The following is a 21,750-nucleotide window of genomic DNA, read 5'->3' as shown; positions in this document are numbered from 1 at the left end:
CACCACCGCCCGCACCAAAGCGACGCGGCCGACCACCAAAAAAGGAGAAACTGATCGCAACAACCGGCTGATCACCGAGACCAGAAAGTGGGGAATTTTACTTCGCCACTTTTGGGGATTTTTGAAACGGCATTTACATGCACAAGCTGATTGGACAGTTCCGCTTCGCGTTGCTGCAGGTATGTGATGGCCTGATCCCGCGTTTCTTCCGCCTCGTGCAGCTCTTGGCTCATCCGGTCCAGATCCGCGACATCGCTTTGTTTCACACGGGTGAAACGATGCACCAGCCAATTGGCAAACCACCCCATGATGAATGCGACAAACAGGATGATGGCGGTTGTGATAATGAACTCTGCTCTGTTCATTGACCTGATGTCTCCTCGCTGGTGTCCCCATCTGATGCCGGTTGAGCGGCGGCAGCGTCAAGAGTGGTTTCGCTATTGGTGTCGTCGCTCTCTGGCCGGGTCAGGCGGAACTCAATCCGCCGATTGGCCTCGCGACCTTCTTCGGTGTCATTGCTGGCGATGGGTTTGGTTTCGCCATAGCCTTTGACGGAAAAGCTGCTGGTGACAATCCGGCGGCTGCGCAACTCGTTCATCACAGATTGGGCCCGGGCCTGGCTCAGGTTTTGGTTCATCTCTTCGCGCCCCTGGCTGTCCGTATGCCCCTGGATTTCCAGGCGCACGCCGTCGCAGCGTGCCAGAATATCTGCGATCTGATCCAGAATATCCTGGCTGTCGGCCGCCACCGTTGCCGAGCCGGGCTCAAAGGTGATCTTTGCAACAGATTGCACCTCTGCCAGTTCCAGCTCACATTGCTCCGGCGACATGGATTTGTCTTCGGGCTCTGGTGGTTTTTCATACGTGATATCAAGATCATAGGTCTTGGTTTCACCCAGCTTGGCGGACAGCAGCTTTGCGATCTCGCTGGGGGCACCTTCGTTGTAGCTCATGCCGCGCAACTGCAGTCTATCTGTCGTCACGGACAAGGCCCCACGTTCGAGGAAGGACAGAGCCTCCAGGCCAGCAAGCACGCGCAGCGGCCAGTCGCCCGGCAGATCATCGACCACCCGTGTGGCGCTGTGCACGGCTGCGGATCCAAACCGGGCCTTGGCGTAGCTGGTGGCGATATCTCGCATACTGTCATCTGAAACCCGTCCGCGCAGTTGGATCTGGCCTTCTGGGCTCAGCGTGGCGGAGAACTCTGCCAGATCCGTGCTGGCGACGGTTTCTGGTTCGGGCAGAATGGCATGAACCGCGAAAACCCGTGGCAGCGCGCTTTCCAGTTCGCCAACCACCCTATCGAACCGGGTCGGAGGTGTGGCTTCGGTCGCCACCAATGTCATATCCGCATTGGATAGGGTCATCGACCCGCCGCCCAGCTCTGCCAGAGCGGCCAGCCCCAGCTCAGATGCTCGTGCCCAGTTTGGGGAGGGCACGCCCATGCCAATGACGCAATCCACGGTGCCATCGAACCCAGCCTCGCGCGCTGCCTGCAAGATGCGATCGCGGCTGCGTTCGCTTTCTGCAGAACAGGCATCAAACCGGCCGCCGGTGTCGTCCAGGCTGTAGCGCAATGTGAAGGGGGTGATGACGGGACGCGGGGCCGCAATGTCGAGCGAAAGGCGCAATCCCACCGGCGCCATACGATTGAGCCGGGCCTCGAGGCGCTCCTTGTCAGCAACGCTATCGGCGATAGCGGTGATCGTGACCTGTTGTGCCTCGACCGAGATCTTGGAACGAGGCAGCAGGCTCAGCGCTTCAAGCGCATAATCAACGGCCTCCATCCATCCATCCGGAGCGGTGTAATTGGCCGTTTCCAAAAGATCCGCAACCTGATCGGCGCCAGCAATATCGTCAAGCTGCTCGATGACCGCATCCTTATCGGTCATGCGCGGGATCAGCCCGATGATGGACACACCACTGTCGTTGCGCAAGATTTCCGCCGAAAACCGCGGCGGAGCGATGCCCTTGGAGGGGGTGATCTCCATCTCATCGATGATCCGCGCGGCATCCACGACGCCACCAACCTGCGAAATAACGGCAAAGCGGGTTGCCTCGTCCGGGGCGGTGCCTGACAGAACCACCTTTAGCCCGTCCGCCGTGACCTCTGCCCAGGGAAAACCGGATCTGTCCAACGATTGCCGCACGGCTTTTTCGCTCCCCGCTTCGACCCCTCTGACCGCAAATCCCGCCACCACCAGACAGAGCGCTGCAGCGCCGGTAAAGGTGAGGCCGGTGATCAGGATCGAGGACAGACGCATATTCGGGCGGATCTCCGTTGGTCTGCCATGTCACAAGGTGTTGCGACACAGCGTTGACCTGTCTTACAGGCGCACTGGCGTGGGTTCAATCATGCCAACAAGGCGGCAGAAAAGAAGATGAGCGGAATCAAGCCGGTGTCGCGGTTGAGTCGGAAAAGCTGCAACAACCTTTCGCCGTTCTCATCGTCAAAAGCGCGCAGTTGCCAGGTCATATGCCAGCCCATGGCCCAGGGCGCGGCGAGGGCCAGGACCAGCGCAAGGATTGAGCCGTTCGGCTGCACTGCCATGATAATCGCCAGCGCCATCAGGCTTACGGTGGCAACGATAAACCGACGCAACCACATCGGGGTGTCCCGCCCGAACAATCGTGCGGTGGATTTCACGCCGATCAACGCATCATCTTCGGTGTCTTGATGCGCATAAATCGTATCGTAGAACAGCGTCCAGGCGATCCCAGCCAGATACAGCAGCACCGCTGGCCAGTTCAGCGTGCCGGTATGGGCGACCCAGGCCAGCATGGCTCCCCAGTTGAACGCAAGACCAAGAAAGACCTGTGGCCACCAGGTGAAGCGTTTTGCAAAGGGATAGATGGCCACCGGAAACAGGGCTAGGATACCCATGGCGATTGCTGCCTGGTTGAAGGTCAGCAAAATGCCAAACGACAACACTGCCTGCGCAATCATCCAAGCTACAGCACCTTTGACAGAGACCTGCCCCGAGGGGATCGGGCGGGATCTGGTGCGTTCTACCTGACCGTCAAAATTGCGATCCGTGATGTCGTTCCAGGTGCAGCCCGCTCCACGCATCAGCCAGGACCCAGCCGCACAGGCAAAGGCGATCCACAAATCGCCCCAACGCGGACTGCCATCCCAGAGGATGGCAAGTGCCAAACCCCACCAACAGGGGATCAACAGCAGCCATGTTCCGATCGGGCGATCCGCACGGCTCAGCCGCAGATAGGGACGGCTCCATTCCGGTGCGCGCCGATCAACCCAATTGCCTTTGACCGCATCTGCGACCTGTCCGTCTGGTGTTGGCGTCCCGCCTTGCATATGTATGCCTCATGAGTGCAAAGATCAGACTGTATGTAGAGCACCCGCTAGGGGCAGGGCAATCGGTTCCTCTGGATCGCGATCAGGCCCATTATCTTTTTGGCGTGATGCGGCAAGCCGTCGGTGGACAAGTGTCGCTGTTCAACGGCCGTGACGGGGAATGGCGCGCTGACATTGTGGAGGCCGGAAAACGCCAGGGCCTGTTGCAATGCCAGGACCAGACCAAGCCCTTGATGTTGCCGCCGGACCTGTGGCTGGTCTTTGCGCCAATCAAGAAAGCGCGCACAGACTTCATCGTGGAAAAGGCTGCGGAAATGGGGGCGGCACGGATTTTGCCCGTCCAGACCGCGTTCACCAATTCGGACCGCATACGCCGCGATCGTCTGCAGGCTCATGCGGTGGAAGCGGCAGAGCAATGTGGCGGCACCTATGTTCCCGAAGTCGCAGAGCTGCAAAAACTGTCGCGCGTTTTGGATCATTGGCCGCAGGACCGACAGCTGATGTTCTGCGACGAGGCCGAGGTCGGCGCAGCGCTGGCGCTTACGACGGGCGGAGGAACCGGGGCGCCTTGGGCCATCGTTATCGGGCCGGAAGGTGGGTTTTCTGAGTCCGAACGCAAGCGATTGCACGCCTTGCCGCAGTCCCATGTTGTCAGTCTTGGCCCGCGGATTTTGCGTGCGGATACCGCAGTGGTCGCCGCCTTGACCCTCTGGCAGCAATGCCATGGGGATTGGAGATGATCTGGCGTCCCGCCACCGCAGATGATCTGAACGACATCACCGACTTTCTCTACCGTCATGTGGCCAGCTCCATGTTTTTGCTGCGCAATCTGCGGGATCATGGTCTTGACGGTACCGCAGGCAAAGCGATGCGGATGTGGTTGCGTGGCAGTGCCTTCGACGGGGTCGTTGGGTTGACAAACGAGGGGATGCTCCTGGTCCAGGCGCCGCAGGCAACTGCCCAGGACTGGGCGGATCTGCAACGTGCTGTGGTGGCGCCGTACTGTGGCACGGCGCAGTTGGGGGTACTGGGCGAGACCGAACAGCTGCGACGCTATCTGTCTGCCGCAGGGCTGGGGCATCGTGCAACTCGGTTGAACCGGGATGAACCCGGCTTGGCGCTCACACTGTCGGATCTACAGACCAGCTGCCTATCGCGCCCGGCGCTTGCAAATGCGGTGTTATATCCGATTGTTGCCGCACCCCGGCCCATGTTGGTGCAATGGCGCGCGGCCTATCATCAGGAGATACTGGGCACCCCCGCGACGGAAGCCGTGGCGGTGGCAGGCACCGATATCGATGGTTATCTTTTGCGCGACAGCCATCGCATCCTGATGGTGGACGGCGATTGGGTGGCAATGACCGGGTTCAACGCCAGGCTGCCGGGTGTCGTCCAGATCGGTGGCGTTTATACACCGCCGCCGCTTCGCGGTCAGGGCTACGCCCGCGCCGCTCTTGCGCTGCATCTGCAGGAGGCCGCTGCCGAGGGGGTGACCCAGGCCGTGTTGTTTGCAGCGGGGGAGGCCGCGGTTCGCGCATATCGGGGAATTGGCTTTCACGATATAGAGGGATATTCTCTGGTCCTGTTTGATCCGGCTGCTGCGCCATCTGCAAGGAACCCTGTGACATGAGTTTCATCCGCCCCGAAGCCAAAGAAACCCTGTGGCGTTTGCGCGAATTGATTCTCGCCGGGGCCTTGGCCTTGCTTGGGTTCAGCTGGGCTTTGGGATCTTTTGGCTTCATCGCCATCACGGGCTGGGCGCTGGTTTTGATTTCTGTGGTCGTGGCCATTGTGGGCGCGCAGCGGCTGCGGTTTCGCCTTGGTGTTGGTGGGCCGGGCATTGTTCAGGTGGACGAGGGGCAGATCGCTTATTTTGGTCCCCTTACCGGCGGCGGCATTGCTTTGTCGGAATTGGAGCGTCTGACCCTGGATCACTCGGCGAAACCTGCGCATTGGTTGTTGGAACAACCGGGGCAGGGCATCCTGGCCATCCCAGTCAACGCCACCAACAGTGATGCGCTGTTTGATGCCTTCGCATCGCTTCCGGGTTTGCGGATGGAACGGATGTTGGCCGAATTGCGCGGCAGCGGTATTCACCAGGTCGTGATCTGGGAGCGCGCATCAACCCGATCCCCCCAGCAAAGGCTGCATTGACACTGGTGGAAATTGCGACCACCACTGACATCCTGATACGGATAACTTCACGGAGAGCCCCAGATGTCTATCCCTCAATCCGGTGGCGGGCCAATCGAACGGCATGAGCAACTGGCCGAATACCTCGCATCGGGGTGCAAACCGCGCGATCAATGGCGCATCGGCACAGAGCACGAGAAATTCGGCTACTGCAAAGACACTCTCAAACCGCTGCCATTTGACGGAGAGCGCTCCATCGTCGCGGTGCTGTCCGGGCTGCGCGACCGGCACGGTTGGGCAGAGGTCCGTGAAGCAGGCCAGCTGATCGGGTTGGAAAAAGATGGCGCCAATGTCTCACTGGAACCCGGCGGCGCGCTGGAACTGTCCGGAGCACCGTTGGAGACGATCCATGAAACCTGCGATGAGGTGAACACCCATCTGCGGGAAGTCAAAGATATCGCTGATGAAATCGGGGTCGGCTTCATCGGTCTTGGCGCGGCGCCCATCTGGTCTCATGATGAAATGCCGCTGATGCCGAAGGGCCGCTATAAGCTGATGGATGCTTATATGGGCAAGGTCGGCACCATGGGCCGTACCATGATGCGCCGGACCTGCACGGTTCAGGTGAACCTTGATTTCGGGTCCGAAGCGGACATGGTTCAAAAAATGCGCGTGGCTATCGCGTTGCAGCCGGTGGCGACTGCGTTGTTTGCGAATTCACCGTTCCTCGACGGGCAGCCGAACAATCATAAATCATGGCGCTCGCGGGTTTGGCGGGATCTGGATGCTGACCGAACAGGCATGGTGCCGTTTGTCTTCGACGAGGGCTTTGGCTTTGAACGTTGGGTGGAGTACGCGCTCGATGTGCCGATGTATTTTGTCTACCGGGACGGTCGTTATATCGACGCTTTGGGGATGTCCTTCCGCGACTTCCTGAAAGGGGAACTGCCCGCGCTGCCCGGCGAAACGCCGACGCTCAGCGATTGGGCTGATCACCTGACAACGGCCTTCCCCGAGGCACGGATCAAGAAATATATGGAAATGCGCGGCGCTGACGGGGGGCCTTGGCGGCGCCTTTGTGCCTTGCCCGCGTTTTGGGTCGGGTTGATGTATGATCAATCCAGCTTGGACGCCGCCTGGGATCTGGTGAAGGGCTGGGACAGCGAAACCCGCGACGCCCTGCGTATTGCCGCGTCCGAACAGGGGCTGCAGGCGCAGGTCGGACCACTCAACATGCACGAAATCGCGCGAGAGGTCGTCGCCATTTCTGAGGCAGGCCTGAAAGCTCGGGCCCGTGCGGGCGCAGGCGGATTGGTGCCTGATGAAACCCACTTCCTCAATGCCCTCAAGGAGAGCATCGAAACCGGCACAGTGCCAGCAGATGAGCTGCTGGATCGATACAATAGCGACTGGAACGGGGATCTGAGCAAGATCTACGCCGACTACAGCTATTGAGCATCACATCATCGCAAAGATCAAAAGGGCGCCGTTGAGCGCCCTTTTTTCATGCTGCCGCGGATCACCATCTTGCTGTATCTGGGTAGCCGCGGCGACCTGGTGTCGTATCGAGGGATGATCCACTGGGACGTCATGCAGACATGCAAACGGCGGCCGGAGATCCCGCCGCCGTTCAGGTTTGGAGACACGGATGCCAAATGGCTCCGGTTTACTGTTCCAGCAGCTCCGCTGGGGTTTTGCTTTCAATGTCTTCCCAGTTCACGTCGGCTTTTTCGATGAAGCCCGGGATGTCCTTGGACCAGCGTTCCTGAATGTCGGCAGACAGGTTCAGGTAGAGAACATTGTCGACGATTTTCCACTGGTTCGGATCGCCATCGAACTTGAAGCCCATGGCCGCACCAAAGGCGCAGTAGCCGCCGTAAGCCGGGATGTAGGCTTCTGGTGTGGCTTCAAACAGAGCTTTGTTTTCTTCGCTGGCGAACCAGTAGGTCGCGTCATCATAGGTTGCGGTGACCTTGTAGGAGCCTTTGGTCGGCGCGCCTTCGTTGAAGTAGGCCACTGGGTCAAAGCCCTGCATGGCGAGACCGGTCGAAGATGCGTTGACGTCAACGCCAGCAGCCAGAGCCGAAGTGGCCAGAGCAACGGAGAGGGCGATGCCGCCCAGGAAGGATTTTGCAGATGTCATAGGTCTAAGCCTTTCGATGTGTCGGGCGCAGCGCGCCCTGTGTTTGGTTTGATAACTCTGTTCGTGCTCAAATGCGGTTGTTCAAAATCAGGCCGTTTTGGCCATGAATTGCAGTTGGGGATTTTCTCGCTCACATTCAAAACAACAGATTTTGAATGCGCAGAAATGCACATTCGACCTGCATTCCTGCCGATCCACATCTGCGTGAACAAAAAAGCCCCACCACAAAGGGTGAGGCTTTTCAGTGTTTTAGGGTGTTGGCGGCCAGGCTGCTATTTCTGGCCAATCCGTGGTTCTGTGCCGCTGCGCAAACGAGAAATATTTTCTTTGTGCCGCCATAGGATCACCGCGGCCAGAGCGGCCGCCAGCGCAGTTGCCATCGGCGCGCCAAGCAGCAGGCACCAAAGAGGGGCGGCCACAGCGGACACCAAGGCCCCCATGGATGAAATCCGACTGATATAAGCTGCCGCCAACCAGGTCAGGCAACAGGCCACACCAACCGGCCAGGCTAGCGCCAGGATCAGACCGAGGAAGGTCGCCACGCCCTTGCCCCCTTTGAACGCCAGCCAGATCGGAAAGCAGTGGCCAACAAAGGCAGCAAAGCCGGCAATCTGCGCGGCGTCCTCTCCGACCAGACTGCGGGCGAGCAGAACAGCAACCGCGCCCTTGCCGCCGTCCAGCAGCAGGGTCAATGCCGCCGCAGGTTTGGAGCCAGTGCGCAATACATTGGTGGTTCCGATATTGCCGGACCCAATCTGACGCAGATTGCCCAGTCCCATCACCTTGGTCAGGATCAAACCAAACGGAATAGATCCGAGCCCGTAGCCAACAACAGCCCAGAGCAGCAGAACAACGATCGAAGAGTCAATTGGTGGCATCAGTCCCTCCGATAGACGGGGATGCCCGCCACATATGTTGACAGCACCCGCCCCTGCATCCTCTGCCCATCAAACGGGGTGTTCTGGGATTTCGACTGCAGCGCAAAACGATCCATCACAAACGGGCTGTCAGGATCAAACAGCACCAGATCGGCGGGCGCGTCAGCTGCCATGCGGCCGCAAGCGAGCCCAAGCCGTTTGGCCGGATTGAGCGACAATGCCCGGAACAGCGTCGGCAAATCCAGCTGTTCACTGTGATAGAGCCGGAGTGCCGCTGGCAGCAAGGTTTCCATCGCAACAGCGCCTGCTGCGGCTTCTTCGAATGGCAGACGTTTGCTTTCTTCGTCCTGCGGCGTGTGCATGGATGAAATCACATCGATCAGGCCACTACGCACGGCGTCGATCACGGCCTGACGGTCATCTTCCGAGCGCAGGGGCGGTTTGACCTTGAAGAAGGTCCGGTAATCCGCAACGTCCAGTTCATTCAGCGTCAGGTGGTGGATCGATGTGCCCGCCGTGATATCCAGCCCATTCGCCTTGGCCCGCTCCAGCGCAGGCAAGGCGCGGGCGGTAGTGATCTGATCGGCGTGGTATTTGGCGCCGGTCATCTCCAGCAGCGCGATATCGCGATCCAATCCCATGCGTTCTGCCATCGGGGTGACGGCGGGTAGGCCGCGCAGCGCGGCAAACTTCCCAGATGTCGCAGCAGCCCCCTGGCTCAACCCTGGCTCTTGGGGGTGGGCGATCACCAAAGCGCCGCAGCTGCGCGCATAGGTGAAAGCGCGGGACAGGACCTTGGTGTCAGTGACCACATGATCACAATCACTGAAGGCAACGGCCCCTGCATCCATCAAGAACCCAATCTCTGTCATCTCCCGCCCGTTGCGCCCTTTCGTTAGGGCCGCAATGGGCAAGACGTTGACAGGTGCGTCCGCCTGTGCGCGGCGGGTGACAAACTCCAGGGTTTCTGGGCTGTCGATGGTTGGTGTGGTGTCAGGGCGCGTCACCATGGTGGTTACCCCGCCTGCGGCAGCCGCCAAACCCGCTGATTTGAAGCTCTCTTTGTGCCGTTCGCCGGGTTCGCAGACCTTGACGCCAATATCAACTATGCCGGGTGCAATGCACTTCCCGCCACAGTCTATAATAGTAACGTCTGCTGACCCAATGTTTCGCGTGCGAAACAATTGGTCAGGGTCTGTGACGTTGTAGTCCACCGCCGCAATCAAACCGTTCTGCACCAAGACAGCGCCCTGACGGTCGGTACCCGCCTCCGGATCAATTACGCGAGCGTTGGTGAATAAGGTAGTTGTTTGGGTCATTTAAAGGATGCCTCTCAGGCTTGGCGCAGCGCACATACCGCGTCGTCGGGAGCGGGGAGATCGTTGAAGGCGACGGATGGATCAGAGCTCATCTGCGGGCCTCCTCGATCGTTGCAATGGTGGCCGCAGGTTCGGACTGGTATTTGATCAGATGTTTGTTCCCGTCACGGGTAACGATCTGCACGGTGCTGCCCAGCTTGTTCAGCTCGGCCACATCTGCGACCGAGATCTGTTGCTGATCCGGGCCTTTGATGGTGGTGCCGCTCAATGTCCAAACCCGGGCCATCTCCTCCGACCGCAGATATGTACCGCGCAGGCCAATGGCCAGCAGCCCGCCGATGGCGCCTGTCCAGACATGGGGATTACCCATTGCCCAAAGCAGGACCATTGCAGCAATCATTGCACCCGCCGCCAGCCAGGCGTGGCTGCGCCAATAGGCATTTTGATCAGGAGGGAAGGAGGTTTCGGTCATGTTATTTGGCCAACCAGTAAACAATCAGCAGGATCACAGCCATCACCCCGGAAAAGACACTCGCGCCAATGCGCCTGGCCCGTGATCTGGCCGATCGGGGGGAGGGGCGCGGCGCGGAATAGGGTTTTGCGCTTTCCGGAGGGGTCGCGGCCGCTGCGAGATCGCGGGCCCAGTCGGCGCCAGCCTCCCGGTATAGGCCAACAAAGCGGATCTGGTTCGCGGGCGTCAGACGGGTTTTGCGCCCCCGCAACGCACGCGAACGGATCAGCAGCACATAGCCAGTAATCGACTTGAGTTCTGCAGCGTCTGCGTCGAGCTGTTCTTGCGTGATGCCGCAGCCGTCGCGGAGATAGCCTACCAGGCCGAGCTCTTCGAGGTCGGTGACCGGGAAAATTTCCACATGGTCGAGATCGATTTCTTCCACCCCGAGAATCTGGGCCAGCGCACCGGGTTCGCGCAGAAATCGAACATGTTCGTGCCCCATCTCCAGATCGAACACCCGGATGGTGCGTTGTTCACCGGCTGGCACCAGCAATGGGGAAGGGGCGGGGACCATCATCGGTTCACACGGCACCGTCTGCTTCACGGCTGGCGCGCAGGTTGCGGGCCAGAAGGTCCATCGCCGCCATGCGCACAGCGACCCCCATTTCGACCTGTTCCTGGATGACCGATCGGTTGATGTCATCGGCGATGGTGCCATCAATTTCGACACCTCGGTTCATTGGTCCTGGGTGCATGACGATGGCGTCGGGTTTTGCCAGCGCCAGCTTCTCCGCGTCCAGACCATAGCGGTGGTAGTATTCCCGCTCCGAAGGGATAAAGCCGCCGTCCATCCGCTCTTTTTGCAGCCGAAGCATCATCACCACATCGACGTCTTTGAGACCTTCGCGCATGTCATCATAGATCTCGGCGCCGAACTCGGCGAACTGACTGGGGACAAGCGTCGGCGGGCCGATGAGACGAATGCGGTTTTCCATTTTGCCCAGCAGGATCAGGTTTGAACGCGCCACGCGCGAGTGGGCAATATCGCCACAAATCGCAATGTTCAGCCGGTGCAAACGCCCCTTGGCCCGGCGGATGGTCAGCGCATCAAGCAACGCCTGCGTCGGGTGCTCGTGGCGGCCATCGCCTGCATTCAAAACGGCGCAGTTGACCTTTTGCGCCAGCAGATCCACCGCGCCCGAATGCGGGTGACGCACCACCAACAGATCCGGGTGCATCGCGTTCAGGGTCATGGCCGTATCGATCAGGGTTTCGCCTTTTTTGATCGATGACGCCTGCATCGCCATGTTCATGACATCGGCGCCCAATCGTTTGCCTGCCAACTCAAAACTGGCCTGCGTGCGGGTGGAGTTCTCAAAGAACATGTTCACCTGGGTCAGGCCCTGCAGCGCGTCGGCGTGTTTTGTGGGGCGGCGGTTCAGATCGACATAGCTGTCTGCGAGATCTAAAATGGCCGTGATTTCATGGGGGCGCAGCGGCTCAATGCCCAGAAGATGCCGTTGATTGAAAGACATCGGATCAAACGCTGTAGGGGCGTGTGGCATGGCTGGGCTCCGCTCTGTTTGGCGTTCTTATAGGCAGGCCGCCCGGCTGCGGCAAGCGGCGTGGCCCGGCGCGACATCACGGCATGTACGGCAGGTATTTCGGTTCGCTGACTGGCAGGTTAATCTGCGGCATGGAATCGGGATTGGACTATCACAGCGCACGCGCGCTTTTGGCCTGGCAGATCGAGCTGGGCGCGACAGATGCGATCTGTGATGCGCCGGTCAACCGGTATGAGCTGGAAGCGCGCCAGCCCAAGCCAGCTGCGCCTCAGGCAGAGGCCACGCCACCCCGACCCAAAGAGGTCGATCCTGTCGAGGTTGCCGCCCGCGCGGCTGCCGCTGCCACAGATCTTGCTGGGTTGAAAGCTGCGCTTGCCGGGTTTGAACATTGCGAATTGAAACGCGGGGCGCGTAATCTGGTGTTCAGCGATGGCCGCCCTGGCGCCCGTGTCATGGTCATCGGTGAAGCGCCCGGCCGAGACGAAGATCTCGCAGGTCGGCCATTTGTGGGCAAGGCCGGCCAACTGTTGGACCGGATGCTGGCCGCAATCGGCCTGTCGCGCCAGGACAACGTTTATATCACCAATGTGCTGCCGTGGCGCCCCCCGCAGAACCGTGACCCGCTGCCTGCAGAAATGGCGATGATGAAACCGTTTCTGGAGCGCCATGTGGCGCTGGCTCAGCCGGATCTGCTCATTGCGATGGGTAATTTCAGCTGTGAGGCGCTGTTGGGCAAACGGGGGATCACCCGGCTGCGTGGGACCTGGACCGAAGCGATGGGCAAACCCGTGATGCCTATGTTTCACCCAGCCTTTCTGTTGCGCCAGCCGGTGCAAAAACGTGCGGCTTGGTCGGATCTGCTCGATGTGAAGGCCCGGCTGGACGGCCAATAACTTGCGGCTCGCGCAATCCAGCAGCGAAGCCCCATTCCCGATTTTTTGCTGTGAAAGATGACGACATGTCCCGAATTGATGACAACAAAGAGTTTATTCCTGTGCGCATCGCGGTGTTGACCGTGTCAGACAGCCGCACATTGGAAGAGGATCGCTCGGGCCAGGTTCTGGTGGATCGGTTGACAGCGGCTGGCCACGTGCTGGCAGACCGCCAGATCCTGCCGGATGAACGTGGGCAGATTGCAGACCAACTGCGTGCGTGGGTGGCAGACGATGGTGTGGATGTTGTGATTTCCACGGGTGGCACCGGGTTGACAGGCCGTGATGTGACGGTCGAAGCCCACCGTGATGTCTACGAAAAGGAGATCGATGCGTTCGGCACCGTGTTCACCATCGTGTCGATACAGAAAATCGGGACCTCAGCGATTCAATCCCGTGCGACAGGTGGCGTTGCGGGCGGGACCTATCTGTTCGCTCTGCCCGGCAGCCCAGGCGCCTGCAAGGATGGGTGGGACGAGATCCTGGCCAAGCAGCTGGACTATCGGCATCGCCCCTGCAACTTCGTCGAGATATTGCCGCGGCTGCAGGAACATTTGCGCAGGAAGTGAGACGGAATTGATCCGCCGCTGCGTGTAAGCGCGTATAGTCTTATATAAGTCTTTTAAGCGAGCCGGGATTTTGTCTCTGCGGCCAGCTGTTCGAGAGGAAAGATATGCGCTTTTTGCGGCATTCAGTTTTTGGTGTTTTCTTGACCGGGGTGGTTGCAGCCCTGTTGCTTCTCGCTGGGCAAATTGTGTTCACAGCCGTGCAAAGCCGACTGTCCAATGAACGCGCGGCCCCGCCGCCGCGCGAGCGCGTGTTTGCGGTCAATGTTGTTGAGGCAGAATTGCGTTCGGTTGTTCCGGAACTGGTTGCTTTCGGGCGGATCGAAAGCCGTCGTCAGCTGGAGTTGCGCGCGGCCACCGCTGGACGTGTTGTGACCTTGGATCACGCCTTCGAAGACGGTGGCGACGTCTCTGCAGGTACGCTTTTGGTGCAGATTGATCCTGCGGATGCGGAGGCAGCGCTCGGGCAGGCTCAAGCGGATATGCTGGATGCGGAGGCAGAACAGCGGGACGCGCTTCGCGGCGTGGCACTGGCGCAGGATGAACTCGCTGCCGCACAAGAGCAGGCCGCGTTGCGCGCGCGTGCGCAAGTGCGCCAGCAGAACCTGTTGGAGCGCGGTGTCGGATCCGCCGCAGCCTCGGAGGCGGCGGAACTGGCAGCGGCGCAGGCTCGACAGTCGGTGATTTCCCGACGCCAGGCGCTGTCTGTGGCAGAGGCCCGGATCGATCAGTCCGCCACTCGCATCGTACGGGCGCGGATCGCCTTGCAGAATGCGCAACGTGCGCTTGACGATACATCGATTATCGCGGCGTTTGATGGAACATTGCAATCAGTGTCGCTGGTTGAGGGGCGGTTGGTGTCGGTGAATGAAAAGCTGGCCGATTTGGTGGACCCCAATCAGTTGGAGGTCGCGTTTCGTGTCTCGACCGTGCAATTTGCGCGGCTGCTGGATGCGCAAGGGCAGCTGATTGAGGCGCCGGTCGCGGTGACGTTGGATGCCACCGGTGCCGCGCTTCAGGCCGAAGGCGTGGTTGTGCGCGACAGCGGCGCGGCGGGCGAAGGTCTGGCCGGGCGATTGATTTATGCGCGACTGGGCCCGGCTGCGGGTTTCAAGCCGGGTGATTTTGTGACTGTGCGCGTAGAAGAGCCCGAAGTGCAGAATGTTGCGCGCCTGCCGGCCGCTGCGCTTGGCGCGGATGGCGCTGTGCTTGCGGTCGGAGACGACCAACGGTTGGAGGCTTTGCCGGTGACGCTTGTGCGTCGACAGGGGGATGATGTGCTGGTCCGCGCACCGGGCATTGCCGGGCGACAGATCGTGGCCACGCGTACACCGCTGCTGGGCGCTGGGATCCGGGTGACCCCTTTGCAGCCTGGGGGAGACGCGCAGGGACAAGGGCAGTCTGCCAATGGGGAGCTGATCGATTTGACGGATGATCGCCGCGCCCGCCTGATCGCCCTGGTGGAAGGCAACAGCCGGATGCCCGATGCCGTCAAAGAGCGGATGTTGTCCCAGCTTGCTGAAGGCAAAGTGCCTGCAAGGCTTGTGAACAGGATCGAAACCCGGATGGGAGGGTAACGCCGATGCTGCGTGATTTACCACGGTCCGCGGGCGGTATCCTGAGTTATTTTACCCGCCACCGCACCCTTGCGAATTTGCTTCTGGTGCTGCTTCTGGTTTTGGGCGCGGCAGCGATCCCCAATATGCGGGCGCAGTTTTTTCCGGACGTCATTGTCGAACGGGTGACGGTGAACGTTGAATGGGATGGCGCCGGACCTGAAGACATCGACAGCGCCATCATTCAGGTTTTGCAACCTGCGTTGCTGGCGGTGGATGGTGTCGAAACCACCAGCGCCTCCTCACGCGAAAATGTGGGCCGGCTGGTTCTGGAGTTCGAACCAGGTTGGGATATGTCGCGCGCGGCAGATGATGTGCAGACGGCTGTTGATGGTGTCACCTCCCTGCCGGATGAAGCAGAAGAACCGCTGGTTCAGCGTGGGGTTTGGCGCGACCGGGTGACCGATATCGTGATCACCGGTCCTGTCTCGCCACAGCAGCTTGGGCTGTTCGCGGATGAACTGGTGGCGCGCATGTTCGAGGCCGGGATCACGCGCACAACGATCCGTGGTTTGGCCGCACCGCGCACGCTGGTGGAGGTGCCGACAGCCAGTTTGATCGCCCATGACATCACCATGAGCGATCTGGCAGCGGCCATCGCGGCCGAGGTCGACGCGAACCCTGCCGGTGATGTCAGCAGTGCCAACGCCCGGATCCGAACGGGCGACGAAAAACGCAGCCCGGATGAGCTGGCGGCCATCGTGCTGCGGACCAATCCCGATGGATCTGCGCTGACAATCGCCGATGTGGCGAGGGTTCAGGTCGAAGGCGTGGATCGTATCAGATCCTATTTTGTTGGCGAAAATCCGGCCATGTCGATACGCGTAGATCGCTCCAATCAAGGTGATGCGATTGATATCCAACGCCGGGTCGAAGAAGTTGTGCGCACCATGCAGGCCAGCCTGCCCGAAGGTGTTACAGCTGAGCTGATCCGCACCCGTGCAGAGGCCATCACCGGTCGGCTTGATCTGCTCGTCGACAATGGGTTGATGGGGCTGGGCCTGGTATTGGCGCTTTTGTTCTTGTTTTTGAATGCGCGTATCGCGTTCTGGGTCGCTGCCGGCATTCCGGCGGCCATGTTTGCGGCGATTGCGCTGATGTACCTGGGGGGGCTGACCATCAACATGATCAGCCTGTTTGGCCTGATCATCACGCTGGGCATTGTGGTCGATGATGCCATCGTGGTTGGGGAACATGCTGATTTCCGCTTCCGGCGTCTTGGCGAGCACCCTGTTGTTGCGGCCGAGACAGCCGCACGACGTATGGCAATGCCGGTTTTCGCGGCCACCATCACAACCATCATTGCGTTTTTTGGTCTTGTCTCCATCGGGGGACGGTTCGGTGACCTGATCCGTGACATTCCGCTGACGGTGATTGCAGTGCTAGCAGGGTCTCTGGTGGAGTGTTTCCTGATCTTGCCGAACCACCTTGCCCACGCGCTCGCCCATAGTGCCAAAGAACATTGGTACGACGCACCAAGCCGGGTGGTGAACAAAGGGTTTCGTTGGCTGCGTGATAGGCTGTTCCGCCCCTTCATGGTGGGGGTGATCCAGCTGCGCTATGCGGTCTTGGCCGGGGCTTTGGTTATCCTGGCCAGCCAGATGGCTCTGTTTATCAGCGGCGACGTGAAATGGCGCTTCTTTAACGCACCGGAACGCGGTTCGGTGACCGGCAATTTCGCCATGGTTGAGGGCGCGACCCGCGACGATACACTCGCCATGATGCGGGAAATGCAGCGCGCCGTGGAGGCGCTGGGCGCAGACTATGAGCAGCGCCACGGGAGCAACCCGATCGATTTTGTCATGGCTGAGATCGGCGGCAACGCCGGGCGCGGGCTGGCGGGTGTGGATGCCAAGGACACGGATCTTTTGGGGGGTATTTCCATCGAACTGATCGATGCGGATCTGCGCCCTTATTCTAGCTTTGCATTCGTGGCCGAGCTGCAGGAAACGGTGCAGCGTCATCCGCTGACCGAGACCGTGTCGTTCCGGGGATGGCGTTCTGGCCCCGGTGGAGACGCGCTGGATGTGGAATTCAGCGGCGCGGATGTAACGGTTTTGAAAGCCGCATCAGAGGATCTGAAAACAGCGCTGCTGCAATTCGCGGAGGTGTCCGCCGTCGAGGACAATTTGTCTTATGACAAGGAAGAGCTGCAGCTTGAACTGACACCACAGGGGCGGGCGTTGGATTTCACCGTTGACGGATTGGGGCGGGCGCTGCGGGCCAGATTAAATGGGATCGAGGCTGCCACCTATCCTGATGGCCCGCGCAGTGCAGAAATTCGGGTCGAGTTGCCGAAAGACGAGCTGACAGCCGATTTCCTGGAACGCACACTCCTGCGCAGCCCCGCAGGGCTTTATCTGCCGCTGGCTGATATCGTCTCCGTCGAGCAGCGCACCGGATTTTCGACGGTGCTGCGGGAAAACGGTGTCCGCGTGATTTCCGTCACAGGCGATATCTCAGAGGACGATCCGGCCCGCGCAGAAGAGATCATGACCATCCTGGAAGAGGAAATCCTGCCTGGTATCGCCAGCGCGCGTCAGGTGAATTGGAACCTATCTGGGCTCAGCGAACAAGAAGGTGATTTCCTGAGCGACGCGCTGACGGGTTTGACGTTCTGCCTGACGGGAATTTACCTGGTGTTGTCCTGGATTTTTGCCAGCTGGACCCGGCCTTTGGTGGTGATGGCGATCATTCCGTTTGGTCTGGTTGGTACCATCTGGGGGCACTATCTGTGGGAGGTGCCGCTGTCGATGTTCACCGTGGTCGGGTTGCTGGGCATGACTGGCATCATCATCAATGATTCCATCGTGTTGGTCACAACGATCGACGAATACGCTCAGGACCGTGGGATCTTGCCATCGGTTATTGACGGCGCTGCAGACCGGTTGCGCCCCGTTATGCTGACCACACTGACCACCGTTTTGGGGCTGACCCCGCTGTTGTATGAGGGATCGCAGCAGGCGCAATTCCTCAAGCCAACGGTGATCACGCTGGTGTATGGCCTTGGCTTTGGGATGTTTCTGGTGCTGCTGGTGGTGCCTGCCTTGATTGCGGTTCAAGCAGATATTGCCCGGCCCTTTGCAGCGGTGCGTCGTGGCCTGCAGCCACGGGCGGCAAGCGTCCGGGGGGCAACGGTATTTCTGGGGGTGCTGCAGGTCGTTTGGCTTGCCGCCACTCTGGGGTATGCGATGGCTGTGGGGGCGTTGCATCCCCTTCTTCGGAGCTTGATGCCTGTTCTGGCCGATGCCGATCCAGTGAGAGCGGGGCTAATGCTGTTCCTTGCGGGGGCGGCGCTGTTCAGCCTGGTGATCTATGGTGCCACCCGATTGGGCGTCGGTCGGCTGCGGCGCCTGCACTCCCAACGGTCTGATGGCTGAGGGCCTGAGCTAGGCATTCATTCTGCGCTGGGCGAGCAAGGCAGTGTCGCGCACCCGATCAATCAACCGGCGCGACAGGTTTGGCGCCGAGCTTTGTCCTGCGTCTGGTTCCAATTCATCAATGGCAACCCAGCTCGCTTCTGCAGCGTCATCATCCGGGCTTGGCTGGCCAGACACATAGTCACAGAGAACCGCGACCAGGAAGAACTGCTTTTGCACCGCGCCGTTGTCATCGCGGATCATCACATCGATGTGGGTCAAGATTTCTCGGGCGCGCGCCTGCACGCCTGTTTCCTCAAGCAGTTCACGCACAGCGGCTTCCTCGGCGGTTTCGCCCAGTTCCACATGACCGCCTGGAAACCCCCACCAGCCTGCGTTTGGTGGCGTTTTACGTTGCACGAGGATGACGTGATCGCGGCTGTCTTTGCTGTGGCACACAACGGCGAGCGCCCCAAGCAGCGGGCGATTTGAAGGGGTGGGGGAACTGGACATCGGCTATCCTGTTGGGAGGTGTTTTCCCAATTAGAGCCTGCTGCATCCCCGAATGTCCACTGCGTGATTTTGGCCCAAGACAGTGAACCGCATTTGGGATCTGTCGACGGCAAACACGCCGCCATCGGCAGAAACGATTTCAGTTTCCGCAACCAGGCGTCGCCCTTTGCGCACTGTGGTCGTTTCGGTTGTCACCAGATGGGCCACACCAGGTTCGATAATGACGGTTTCTTCGCCGCCGGCAGAGGGCATGGTGATTTCTACAGTGAGCGACATGCCATAACGGCTTGGCCGTAGAGCGCATTGGGCTGCCGAAACGCCCGCCTCCGCCGCGCTGAGCGGTTGATCGGCCAGGGCTGCCACGATGGCCGGATGGCGTTTGCTGTCAGGGTTCAGCTGCGCCTCAAACTGCAGGTCCGAGGGGATACAGACATCTTTGCATATGCCGAGCTCCATGCGGCCTTTCAACTGAATGGCGCTGCCCCGTTGCTGAGGCGTGATTTCAATCGGCAATATCAATTGGTTATGGTAGCCGATGGTGCGATACCCGGAGGTCAAGAAGACATCGGGTGTTGGCCATGTCATCGCGATATCGACCAGGTTCTGCGACCCAGCCCATTCAAACCGCGGGGGAATGCCTGCATCCCCCGGTGCACGCCAGTAGGTCTTCCACCCCGGCGCCAGCGTGATCTTCAAGGCGCTCAAATGAGACCCATTGCGGGTGCTGCCACCATCCAGGATTTCGATCTGAACGATGTCGTCCATGGACTGGGCTTGACTGGCCTGCGGCGTGATCATCGCCGCGGAGGCGACGGCGCAAAGCCCGGCAATCAGACGAGAGGCCAGCGCACTGGCGGTGTGAGATGCAGCAAAAGAAACCATATCTCTACATGCGAATTTTCCACTGAAATGCCAAGTCACGTTCCGGTCAGGCGCCAGTGAGATTGGCCAGTGAGATTGGCCGGTGAGATCAGTCAGTGAGATCAGTCAGTGAAATCAGCTGTGAATTCCCACTGCGGGCGTCATCAAGGGCATAGGCGAGGGGCCTTAGTGCACAGGTTTTCGGTGTCGAGGGAATTGTGCCCCTTGAATGGATGGCATCGGGTGGCCATTCTGGTGGTAGAGCCACTGGTGCTACCTCATGGATTTTCGACAGAAAGACAGGTGACTATGGATTTGACCGGAGAGTTGTTGATAGCGATGCCAGGCATCGGAGATCACCGGTTCGAATATTCACTTGTGCTGTTGTGTTCCCATGATGACAGCGGTGCAATGGGCCTGATCGTGAACAAAGCGGCTGATGGCGTGGGGCTGTCCAATCTGCTGGATCAACTTGAAATATCCATCACCTCGGAACAGGCTGCTACGCTGCCGGTGCGTTTTGGCGGGCCGGTAGAAACGCAGCGCGGATTTGTGCTGCATTCGCCCGAATATCAGTCTGCGGTGAATACACTGCCGGTGTCGGATCACTTCGCCATGACGGCGACGGTCGATATCCTCGAAGACATTGCCGTCGGGCGTGGGCCATCGCAGGTGCTCGTGATGCTGGGCTATGCGGGCTGGGGTCCAGGGCAGCTGGAAGCCGAGATTGCCATGAATGGCTGGCTGAATGTGCCAGCAACCTCTGAATTGGTGTTTGATCTTCCCGATTCGCAAAAATGGGAAGCCGCCCTGCGCGCGTTGGGGGTCGATCCGTTGACTCTGTCAGCCAGCGCGGGCCACGCGTGACGCCTGTCTGACATCCTCGTCTAGAACTCTGCGCCGGGTTACCGCGGCGCTGCCGCTCTGCGCAGCCTGTCATTGATTGCGGCGCCCAGCCCGTGATCAGGGATTGGGGCAACGGCAATTGGTTTGTTGCGGGCATCAAGCTGGTGCAGATACCCAAACAGATTGGCCGCCGCTTCCTGTAGATCCGCTGTCGGCGATAGGTTCAGATCGCAAGGCATGTCCCCGAACCCCAGAAAAAGCTCTTGTGCGGTTGGCTCGGTCACATCGAGCCGGACAGATGCGGCTGGTGCGTAGTGCGATAGCAATTGGCCCGGAGCAGTCAGCGGGTCATGAACGTCTCTTTGGTGCAATGTCTGACCAAGAACACTTTCGAAGTCTTCCTGCGCCAGTCCGCCGGGGCGCAGCAGAATGGGGTGATCCCCTGCGAGGCCGATGATTGTGGATTCCACCCCAACTGCGCAGGGCCCATCATCGACGATGGCAGCCAGACGGCCATCCAGCCCGGCAGCGACATGGGCTGCGGTGGTCGGGCTGATCTTGCCAGATGGATTTGCCGAAGGTGCAGCCACCGGCCCATCAAGTGCTGCGAGCAGGGCACTGGCGGCAGGATGGGCAGGCATGCGCACCCCCAAAGTGGTCAGCCCGGCAGTGACCAGAGGCGATATCCCATGTCCGGGGCGGAGCGGTAGGACCAGCGTCAACGGACCGGGCCAAAACGCCTGCGCCAGTCGATCCGCCATCGGTGACCAGACCACATAGCGTTTGGCGGCCTCGACCGAATGCACATGCGCAATCAACGGATTGAAGCTTGGCCGTCCTTTGGCTGCATAGAGCCCGGCCACGGCCTCCCCCTGTCTGGCATCAGCGCCCAGTCCGTACACCGTTTCCGTCGGGAAAGCGACCAACTGGCCTGCGCGCAACAGAGACGCAGCAGTGCTGATATCCTGTGCCTGCGCGGTCAGGATGCGGGTGGAGCAAGGAGACATGGTTGGTGACGCGGCGTTTTGGTTGCTTGAAGAAAGGGCCCGGGTAGGTATGCAGGCAAGGTAGTCATTTTAGTGGTTTGGACCAGAGATGCCAAGACTGGCTGTCGCTAACTGTCGCTAACAAGCGATATGTCCGGTGTAGGTAACATGCGATCTGTCCGGTTTTATCATGTCTCCGAAAGGAGGCGTTATGAAGCGGACAGAAGTGTTACAGGAAGTTCGACTTATGAAGTTCGAAGACGT

General features: G+C 59.9%; 21 protein-coding genes. 9 read left to right on the top strand and 12 right to left on the bottom strand.

Translation table 11 applies throughout. The annotated features are described in order from the left end of the window. Nucleotides 1-71: 71 nt before the first annotated feature. The 3 genes from Q0C28_RS12415 to ubiA all read right to left on the bottom strand — a co-directional run bounded on the left by Q0C28_RS12415 (nucleotide 72) and on the right by ubiA (nucleotide 3,315). Entirely contained in the window at nucleotides 72-365 is a 294-nt protein-coding gene (locus tag Q0C28_RS12415) for a hypothetical protein (protein ID WP_293576234.1), read from the bottom strand. Continuing rightward, a complete protein-coding gene (locus Q0C28_RS12410) occupies nucleotides 362-2,263 on the bottom strand; it encodes an OmpA family protein (protein WP_293576233.1) in 1,902 nt (633 codons plus the stop codon). Before Q0C28_RS12410 ends, Q0C28_RS12415 begins: the two co-directional genes overlap by 4 nt. An 89-nt stretch (nucleotides 2,264-2,352) precedes the next feature. Continuing rightward, nucleotides 2,353-3,315 carry a 4-hydroxybenzoate octaprenyltransferase gene (ubiA, locus tag Q0C28_RS12405; protein WP_293576232.1) on the bottom strand — a complete coding sequence of 321 codons (963 nt, stop codon included), beginning with the start codon at nucleotides 3,313-3,315 and terminating at the stop codon, nucleotides 2,353-2,355. Nucleotides 3,316-3,326: 11 nt separating this feature from the next. Here ubiA and Q0C28_RS12400 point away from each other — a divergent pair, with 11 nt between their 5' ends. From Q0C28_RS12400 to Q0C28_RS12385, 4 genes are all read left to right on the top strand, one after another. Continuing rightward, entirely contained in the window at nucleotides 3,327-4,055 is a 729-nt protein-coding gene (locus Q0C28_RS12400) for a 16S rRNA (uracil(1498)-N(3))-methyltransferase (RefSeq protein ID WP_293576231.1), read from the top strand. Then, the gene (locus Q0C28_RS12395) at nucleotides 4,052-4,945 is read left to right on the top strand and encodes a GNAT family N-acetyltransferase (RefSeq protein ID WP_293576229.1); all 894 of its coding nucleotides are present in this window, start codon (nucleotides 4,052-4,054) and stop codon (nucleotides 4,943-4,945) included. The genes Q0C28_RS12400 and Q0C28_RS12395 overlap by 4 nt, the downstream gene beginning before the upstream one ends. Beyond that, nucleotides 4,942-5,469, top strand: coding sequence for a hypothetical protein (locus Q0C28_RS12390; RefSeq protein ID WP_293576227.1), 528 nt, complete (start codon nucleotides 4,942-4,944; stop codon nucleotides 5,467-5,469). Before Q0C28_RS12395 ends, Q0C28_RS12390 begins: the two co-directional genes overlap by 4 nt. 63 nt (nucleotides 5,470-5,532) lie before the next feature. After that, nucleotides 5,533-6,903 (top strand): glutamate--cysteine ligase, encoded by a 1,371-nt coding sequence (locus Q0C28_RS12385; RefSeq protein ID WP_293576225.1) that lies wholly within the window; start codon nucleotides 5,533-5,535, stop codon nucleotides 6,901-6,903. 211 nt (nucleotides 6,904-7,114) lie between these two features. Here Q0C28_RS12385 and Q0C28_RS12380 read toward each other — a convergent pair whose 3' ends face one another. The 6 genes from Q0C28_RS12380 to Q0C28_RS12355 form a co-directional block, all read right to left on the bottom strand. Further along, the gene (locus Q0C28_RS12380) at nucleotides 7,115-7,591 is read right to left on the bottom strand and encodes a YHS domain-containing (seleno)protein (protein WP_293576223.1); all 477 of its coding nucleotides are present in this window, start codon (nucleotides 7,589-7,591) and stop codon (nucleotides 7,115-7,117) included. Between the two features lie 272 nt (nucleotides 7,592-7,863). Then, a complete protein-coding gene (gene plsY, locus Q0C28_RS12375; RefSeq protein WP_293576221.1) occupies nucleotides 7,864-8,469 on the bottom strand; it encodes a glycerol-3-phosphate 1-O-acyltransferase PlsY in 606 nt (201 codons plus the stop codon). Beyond that, nucleotides 8,469-9,788, bottom strand: coding sequence for a dihydroorotase (gene pyrC, locus Q0C28_RS12370; protein ID WP_293576219.1), 1,320 nt, complete (start codon nucleotides 9,786-9,788; stop codon nucleotides 8,469-8,471). Before pyrC ends, plsY begins: the two co-directional genes overlap by 1 nt. 88 nt (nucleotides 9,789-9,876) lie before the next feature. Continuing rightward, entirely contained in the window at nucleotides 9,877-10,260 is a 384-nt protein-coding gene (locus Q0C28_RS12365) for a hypothetical protein (RefSeq protein ID WP_293576217.1), read from the bottom strand. A 1-nt stretch (nucleotide 10,261) separates the two neighbouring features. After that, nucleotides 10,262-10,816 carry a hypothetical protein gene (locus Q0C28_RS12360; RefSeq protein ID WP_293576215.1) on the bottom strand — a complete coding sequence of 185 codons (555 nt, stop codon included), beginning with the start codon at nucleotides 10,814-10,816 and terminating at the stop codon, nucleotides 10,262-10,264. A gap of 7 nt (nucleotides 10,817-10,823) precedes the next feature. Then, a complete protein-coding gene (locus Q0C28_RS12355; protein ID WP_293576235.1) occupies nucleotides 10,824-11,777 on the bottom strand; it encodes an aspartate carbamoyltransferase catalytic subunit in 954 nt (317 codons plus the stop codon). A 161-nt stretch (nucleotides 11,778-11,938) separates the two neighbouring features. On the opposite strand from Q0C28_RS12355, the gene Q0C28_RS12350 reads away from it, so the two are divergent. From Q0C28_RS12350 to Q0C28_RS12335, 4 genes are all read left to right on the top strand, one after another. Further along, nucleotides 11,939-12,700 (top strand): uracil-DNA glycosylase, encoded by a 762-nt coding sequence (locus Q0C28_RS12350; RefSeq protein WP_293576214.1) that lies wholly within the window; start codon nucleotides 11,939-11,941, stop codon nucleotides 12,698-12,700. A 65-nt stretch (nucleotides 12,701-12,765) separates the two neighbouring features. Continuing rightward, nucleotides 12,766-13,308, top strand: a complete 543-nt coding sequence (gene moaB / locus Q0C28_RS12345) for a molybdenum cofactor biosynthesis protein B (protein ID WP_293576212.1) — start codon at nucleotides 12,766-12,768, stop codon at nucleotides 13,306-13,308. A 104-nt stretch (nucleotides 13,309-13,412) separates the two neighbouring features. After that, nucleotides 13,413-14,882, top strand: a complete 1,470-nt coding sequence (locus Q0C28_RS12340; protein WP_293576210.1) for an HlyD family efflux transporter periplasmic adaptor subunit — start codon at nucleotides 13,413-13,415, stop codon at nucleotides 14,880-14,882. Nucleotides 14,883-14,887: 5 nt separating this feature from the next. Continuing rightward, nucleotides 14,888-18,301 carry an efflux RND transporter permease subunit gene (locus Q0C28_RS12335; protein WP_293576208.1) on the top strand — a complete coding sequence of 1,138 codons (3,414 nt, stop codon included), beginning with the start codon at nucleotides 14,888-14,890 and terminating at the stop codon, nucleotides 18,299-18,301. Between the two features lie 9 nt (nucleotides 18,302-18,310). Here the strand turns inward: Q0C28_RS12335 and Q0C28_RS12330 are convergent, their stop codons facing one another. Together Q0C28_RS12330 and Q0C28_RS12325 are read right to left on the bottom strand one after the other, a co-directional pair. Beyond that, the gene (locus Q0C28_RS12330) at nucleotides 18,311-18,793 is read right to left on the bottom strand and encodes an NUDIX hydrolase (RefSeq protein WP_293576206.1); all 483 of its coding nucleotides are present in this window, start codon (nucleotides 18,791-18,793) and stop codon (nucleotides 18,311-18,313) included. A gap of 30 nt (nucleotides 18,794-18,823) precedes the next feature. Further along, nucleotides 18,824-19,675 (bottom strand): protein-disulfide reductase DsbD domain-containing protein, encoded by an 852-nt coding sequence (locus Q0C28_RS12325; RefSeq protein ID WP_293576204.1) that lies wholly within the window; start codon nucleotides 19,673-19,675, stop codon nucleotides 18,824-18,826. A gap of 288 nt (nucleotides 19,676-19,963) precedes the next feature. Here Q0C28_RS12325 and Q0C28_RS12320 point away from each other — a divergent pair, with 288 nt between their 5' ends. Further along, complete coding sequence (locus Q0C28_RS12320) at nucleotides 19,964-20,521, top strand: YqgE/AlgH family protein (protein WP_293576202.1); 558 nt, start codon at nucleotides 19,964-19,966, stop codon at nucleotides 20,519-20,521. 38 nt (nucleotides 20,522-20,559) lie between these two features. Here the strand turns inward: Q0C28_RS12320 and Q0C28_RS12315 are convergent, their stop codons facing one another. Beyond that, a complete protein-coding gene (locus tag Q0C28_RS12315; RefSeq protein WP_293576200.1) occupies nucleotides 20,560-21,507 on the bottom strand; it encodes an L-threonylcarbamoyladenylate synthase in 948 nt (315 codons plus the stop codon). Nucleotides 21,508-21,750: the final 243 nt, after the last annotated feature.

The organism is Phaeobacter sp. (assembly GCF_022825805.1).
Taxonomy (GTDB): domain Bacteria; phylum Pseudomonadota; class Alphaproteobacteria; order Rhodobacterales; family Rhodobacteraceae; genus Phaeobacter.
The sequence above is the reverse complement of the archived record's forward strand: the minus strand, read 5'-3'. Positions and strand labels throughout refer to the sequence as shown.

Excerpts from the sequence above, each read along its gene's own strand:
- Q0C28_RS12415 (WP_293576234.1), bottom strand. The coding sequence starts at position 365 with ATGAACAGAGCAGAGTTCATTATCACAACCGCCATCATCCTGTTTGTC.
- Q0C28_RS12410 (WP_293576233.1), bottom strand. The coding sequence starts at position 2,263 with ATGCGTCTGTCCTCGATCCTGATCACCGGCCTCACCTTTACCGGCGCT.
- ubiA (WP_293576232.1), bottom strand. The coding sequence starts at position 3,315 with ATGCAAGGCGGGACGCCAACACCAGACGGACAGGTCGCAGATGCGGTC.
- Q0C28_RS12400 (WP_293576231.1), top strand. The coding sequence starts at position 3,327 with ATGAGTGCAAAGATCAGACTGTATGTAGAGCACCCGCTAGGGGCAGGG.
- Q0C28_RS12395 (WP_293576229.1), top strand. The coding sequence starts at position 4,052 with ATGATCTGGCGTCCCGCCACCGCAGATGATCTGAACGACATCACCGAC.
- Q0C28_RS12390 (WP_293576227.1), top strand. The coding sequence starts at position 4,942 with ATGAGTTTCATCCGCCCCGAAGCCAAAGAAACCCTGTGGCGTTTGCGC.
- Q0C28_RS12385 (WP_293576225.1), top strand. The coding sequence starts at position 5,533 with ATGTCTATCCCTCAATCCGGTGGCGGGCCAATCGAACGGCATGAGCAA.
- Q0C28_RS12380 (WP_293576223.1), bottom strand. The coding sequence starts at position 7,591 with ATGACATCTGCAAAATCCTTCCTGGGCGGCATCGCCCTCTCCGTTGCT.
- plsY (WP_293576221.1), bottom strand. The coding sequence starts at position 8,469 with ATGCCACCAATTGACTCTTCGATCGTTGTTCTGCTGCTCTGGGCTGTT.
- pyrC (WP_293576219.1), bottom strand. The coding sequence starts at position 9,788 with ATGACCCAAACAACTACCTTATTCACCAACGCTCGCGTAATTGATCCG.
- Q0C28_RS12365 (WP_293576217.1), bottom strand. The coding sequence starts at position 10,260 with ATGACCGAAACCTCCTTCCCTCCTGATCAAAATGCCTATTGGCGCAGC.
- Q0C28_RS12360 (WP_293576215.1), bottom strand. The coding sequence starts at position 10,816 with ATGGTCCCCGCCCCTTCCCCATTGCTGGTGCCAGCCGGTGAACAACGC.
- Q0C28_RS12355 (WP_293576235.1), bottom strand. The coding sequence starts at position 11,777 with ATGTCTTTCAATCAACGGCATCTTCTGGGCATTGAGCCGCTGCGCCCC.
- Q0C28_RS12350 (WP_293576214.1), top strand. The coding sequence starts at position 11,939 with ATGGAATCGGGATTGGACTATCACAGCGCACGCGCGCTTTTGGCCTGG.
- moaB (WP_293576212.1), top strand. The coding sequence starts at position 12,766 with ATGTCCCGAATTGATGACAACAAAGAGTTTATTCCTGTGCGCATCGCG.
- Q0C28_RS12340 (WP_293576210.1), top strand. The coding sequence starts at position 13,413 with ATGCGCTTTTTGCGGCATTCAGTTTTTGGTGTTTTCTTGACCGGGGTG.
- Q0C28_RS12335 (WP_293576208.1), top strand. The coding sequence starts at position 14,888 with ATGCTGCGTGATTTACCACGGTCCGCGGGCGGTATCCTGAGTTATTTT.
- Q0C28_RS12330 (WP_293576206.1), bottom strand. The coding sequence starts at position 18,793 with ATGTCCAGTTCCCCCACCCCTTCAAATCGCCCGCTGCTTGGGGCGCTC.
- Q0C28_RS12325 (WP_293576204.1), bottom strand. The coding sequence starts at position 19,675 with ATGGTTTCTTTTGCTGCATCTCACACCGCCAGTGCGCTGGCCTCTCGT.
- Q0C28_RS12320 (WP_293576202.1), top strand. The coding sequence starts at position 19,964 with ATGGATTTGACCGGAGAGTTGTTGATAGCGATGCCAGGCATCGGAGAT.
- Q0C28_RS12315 (WP_293576200.1), bottom strand. The coding sequence starts at position 21,507 with ATGTCTCCTTGCTCCACCCGCATCCTGACCGCGCAGGCACAGGATATC.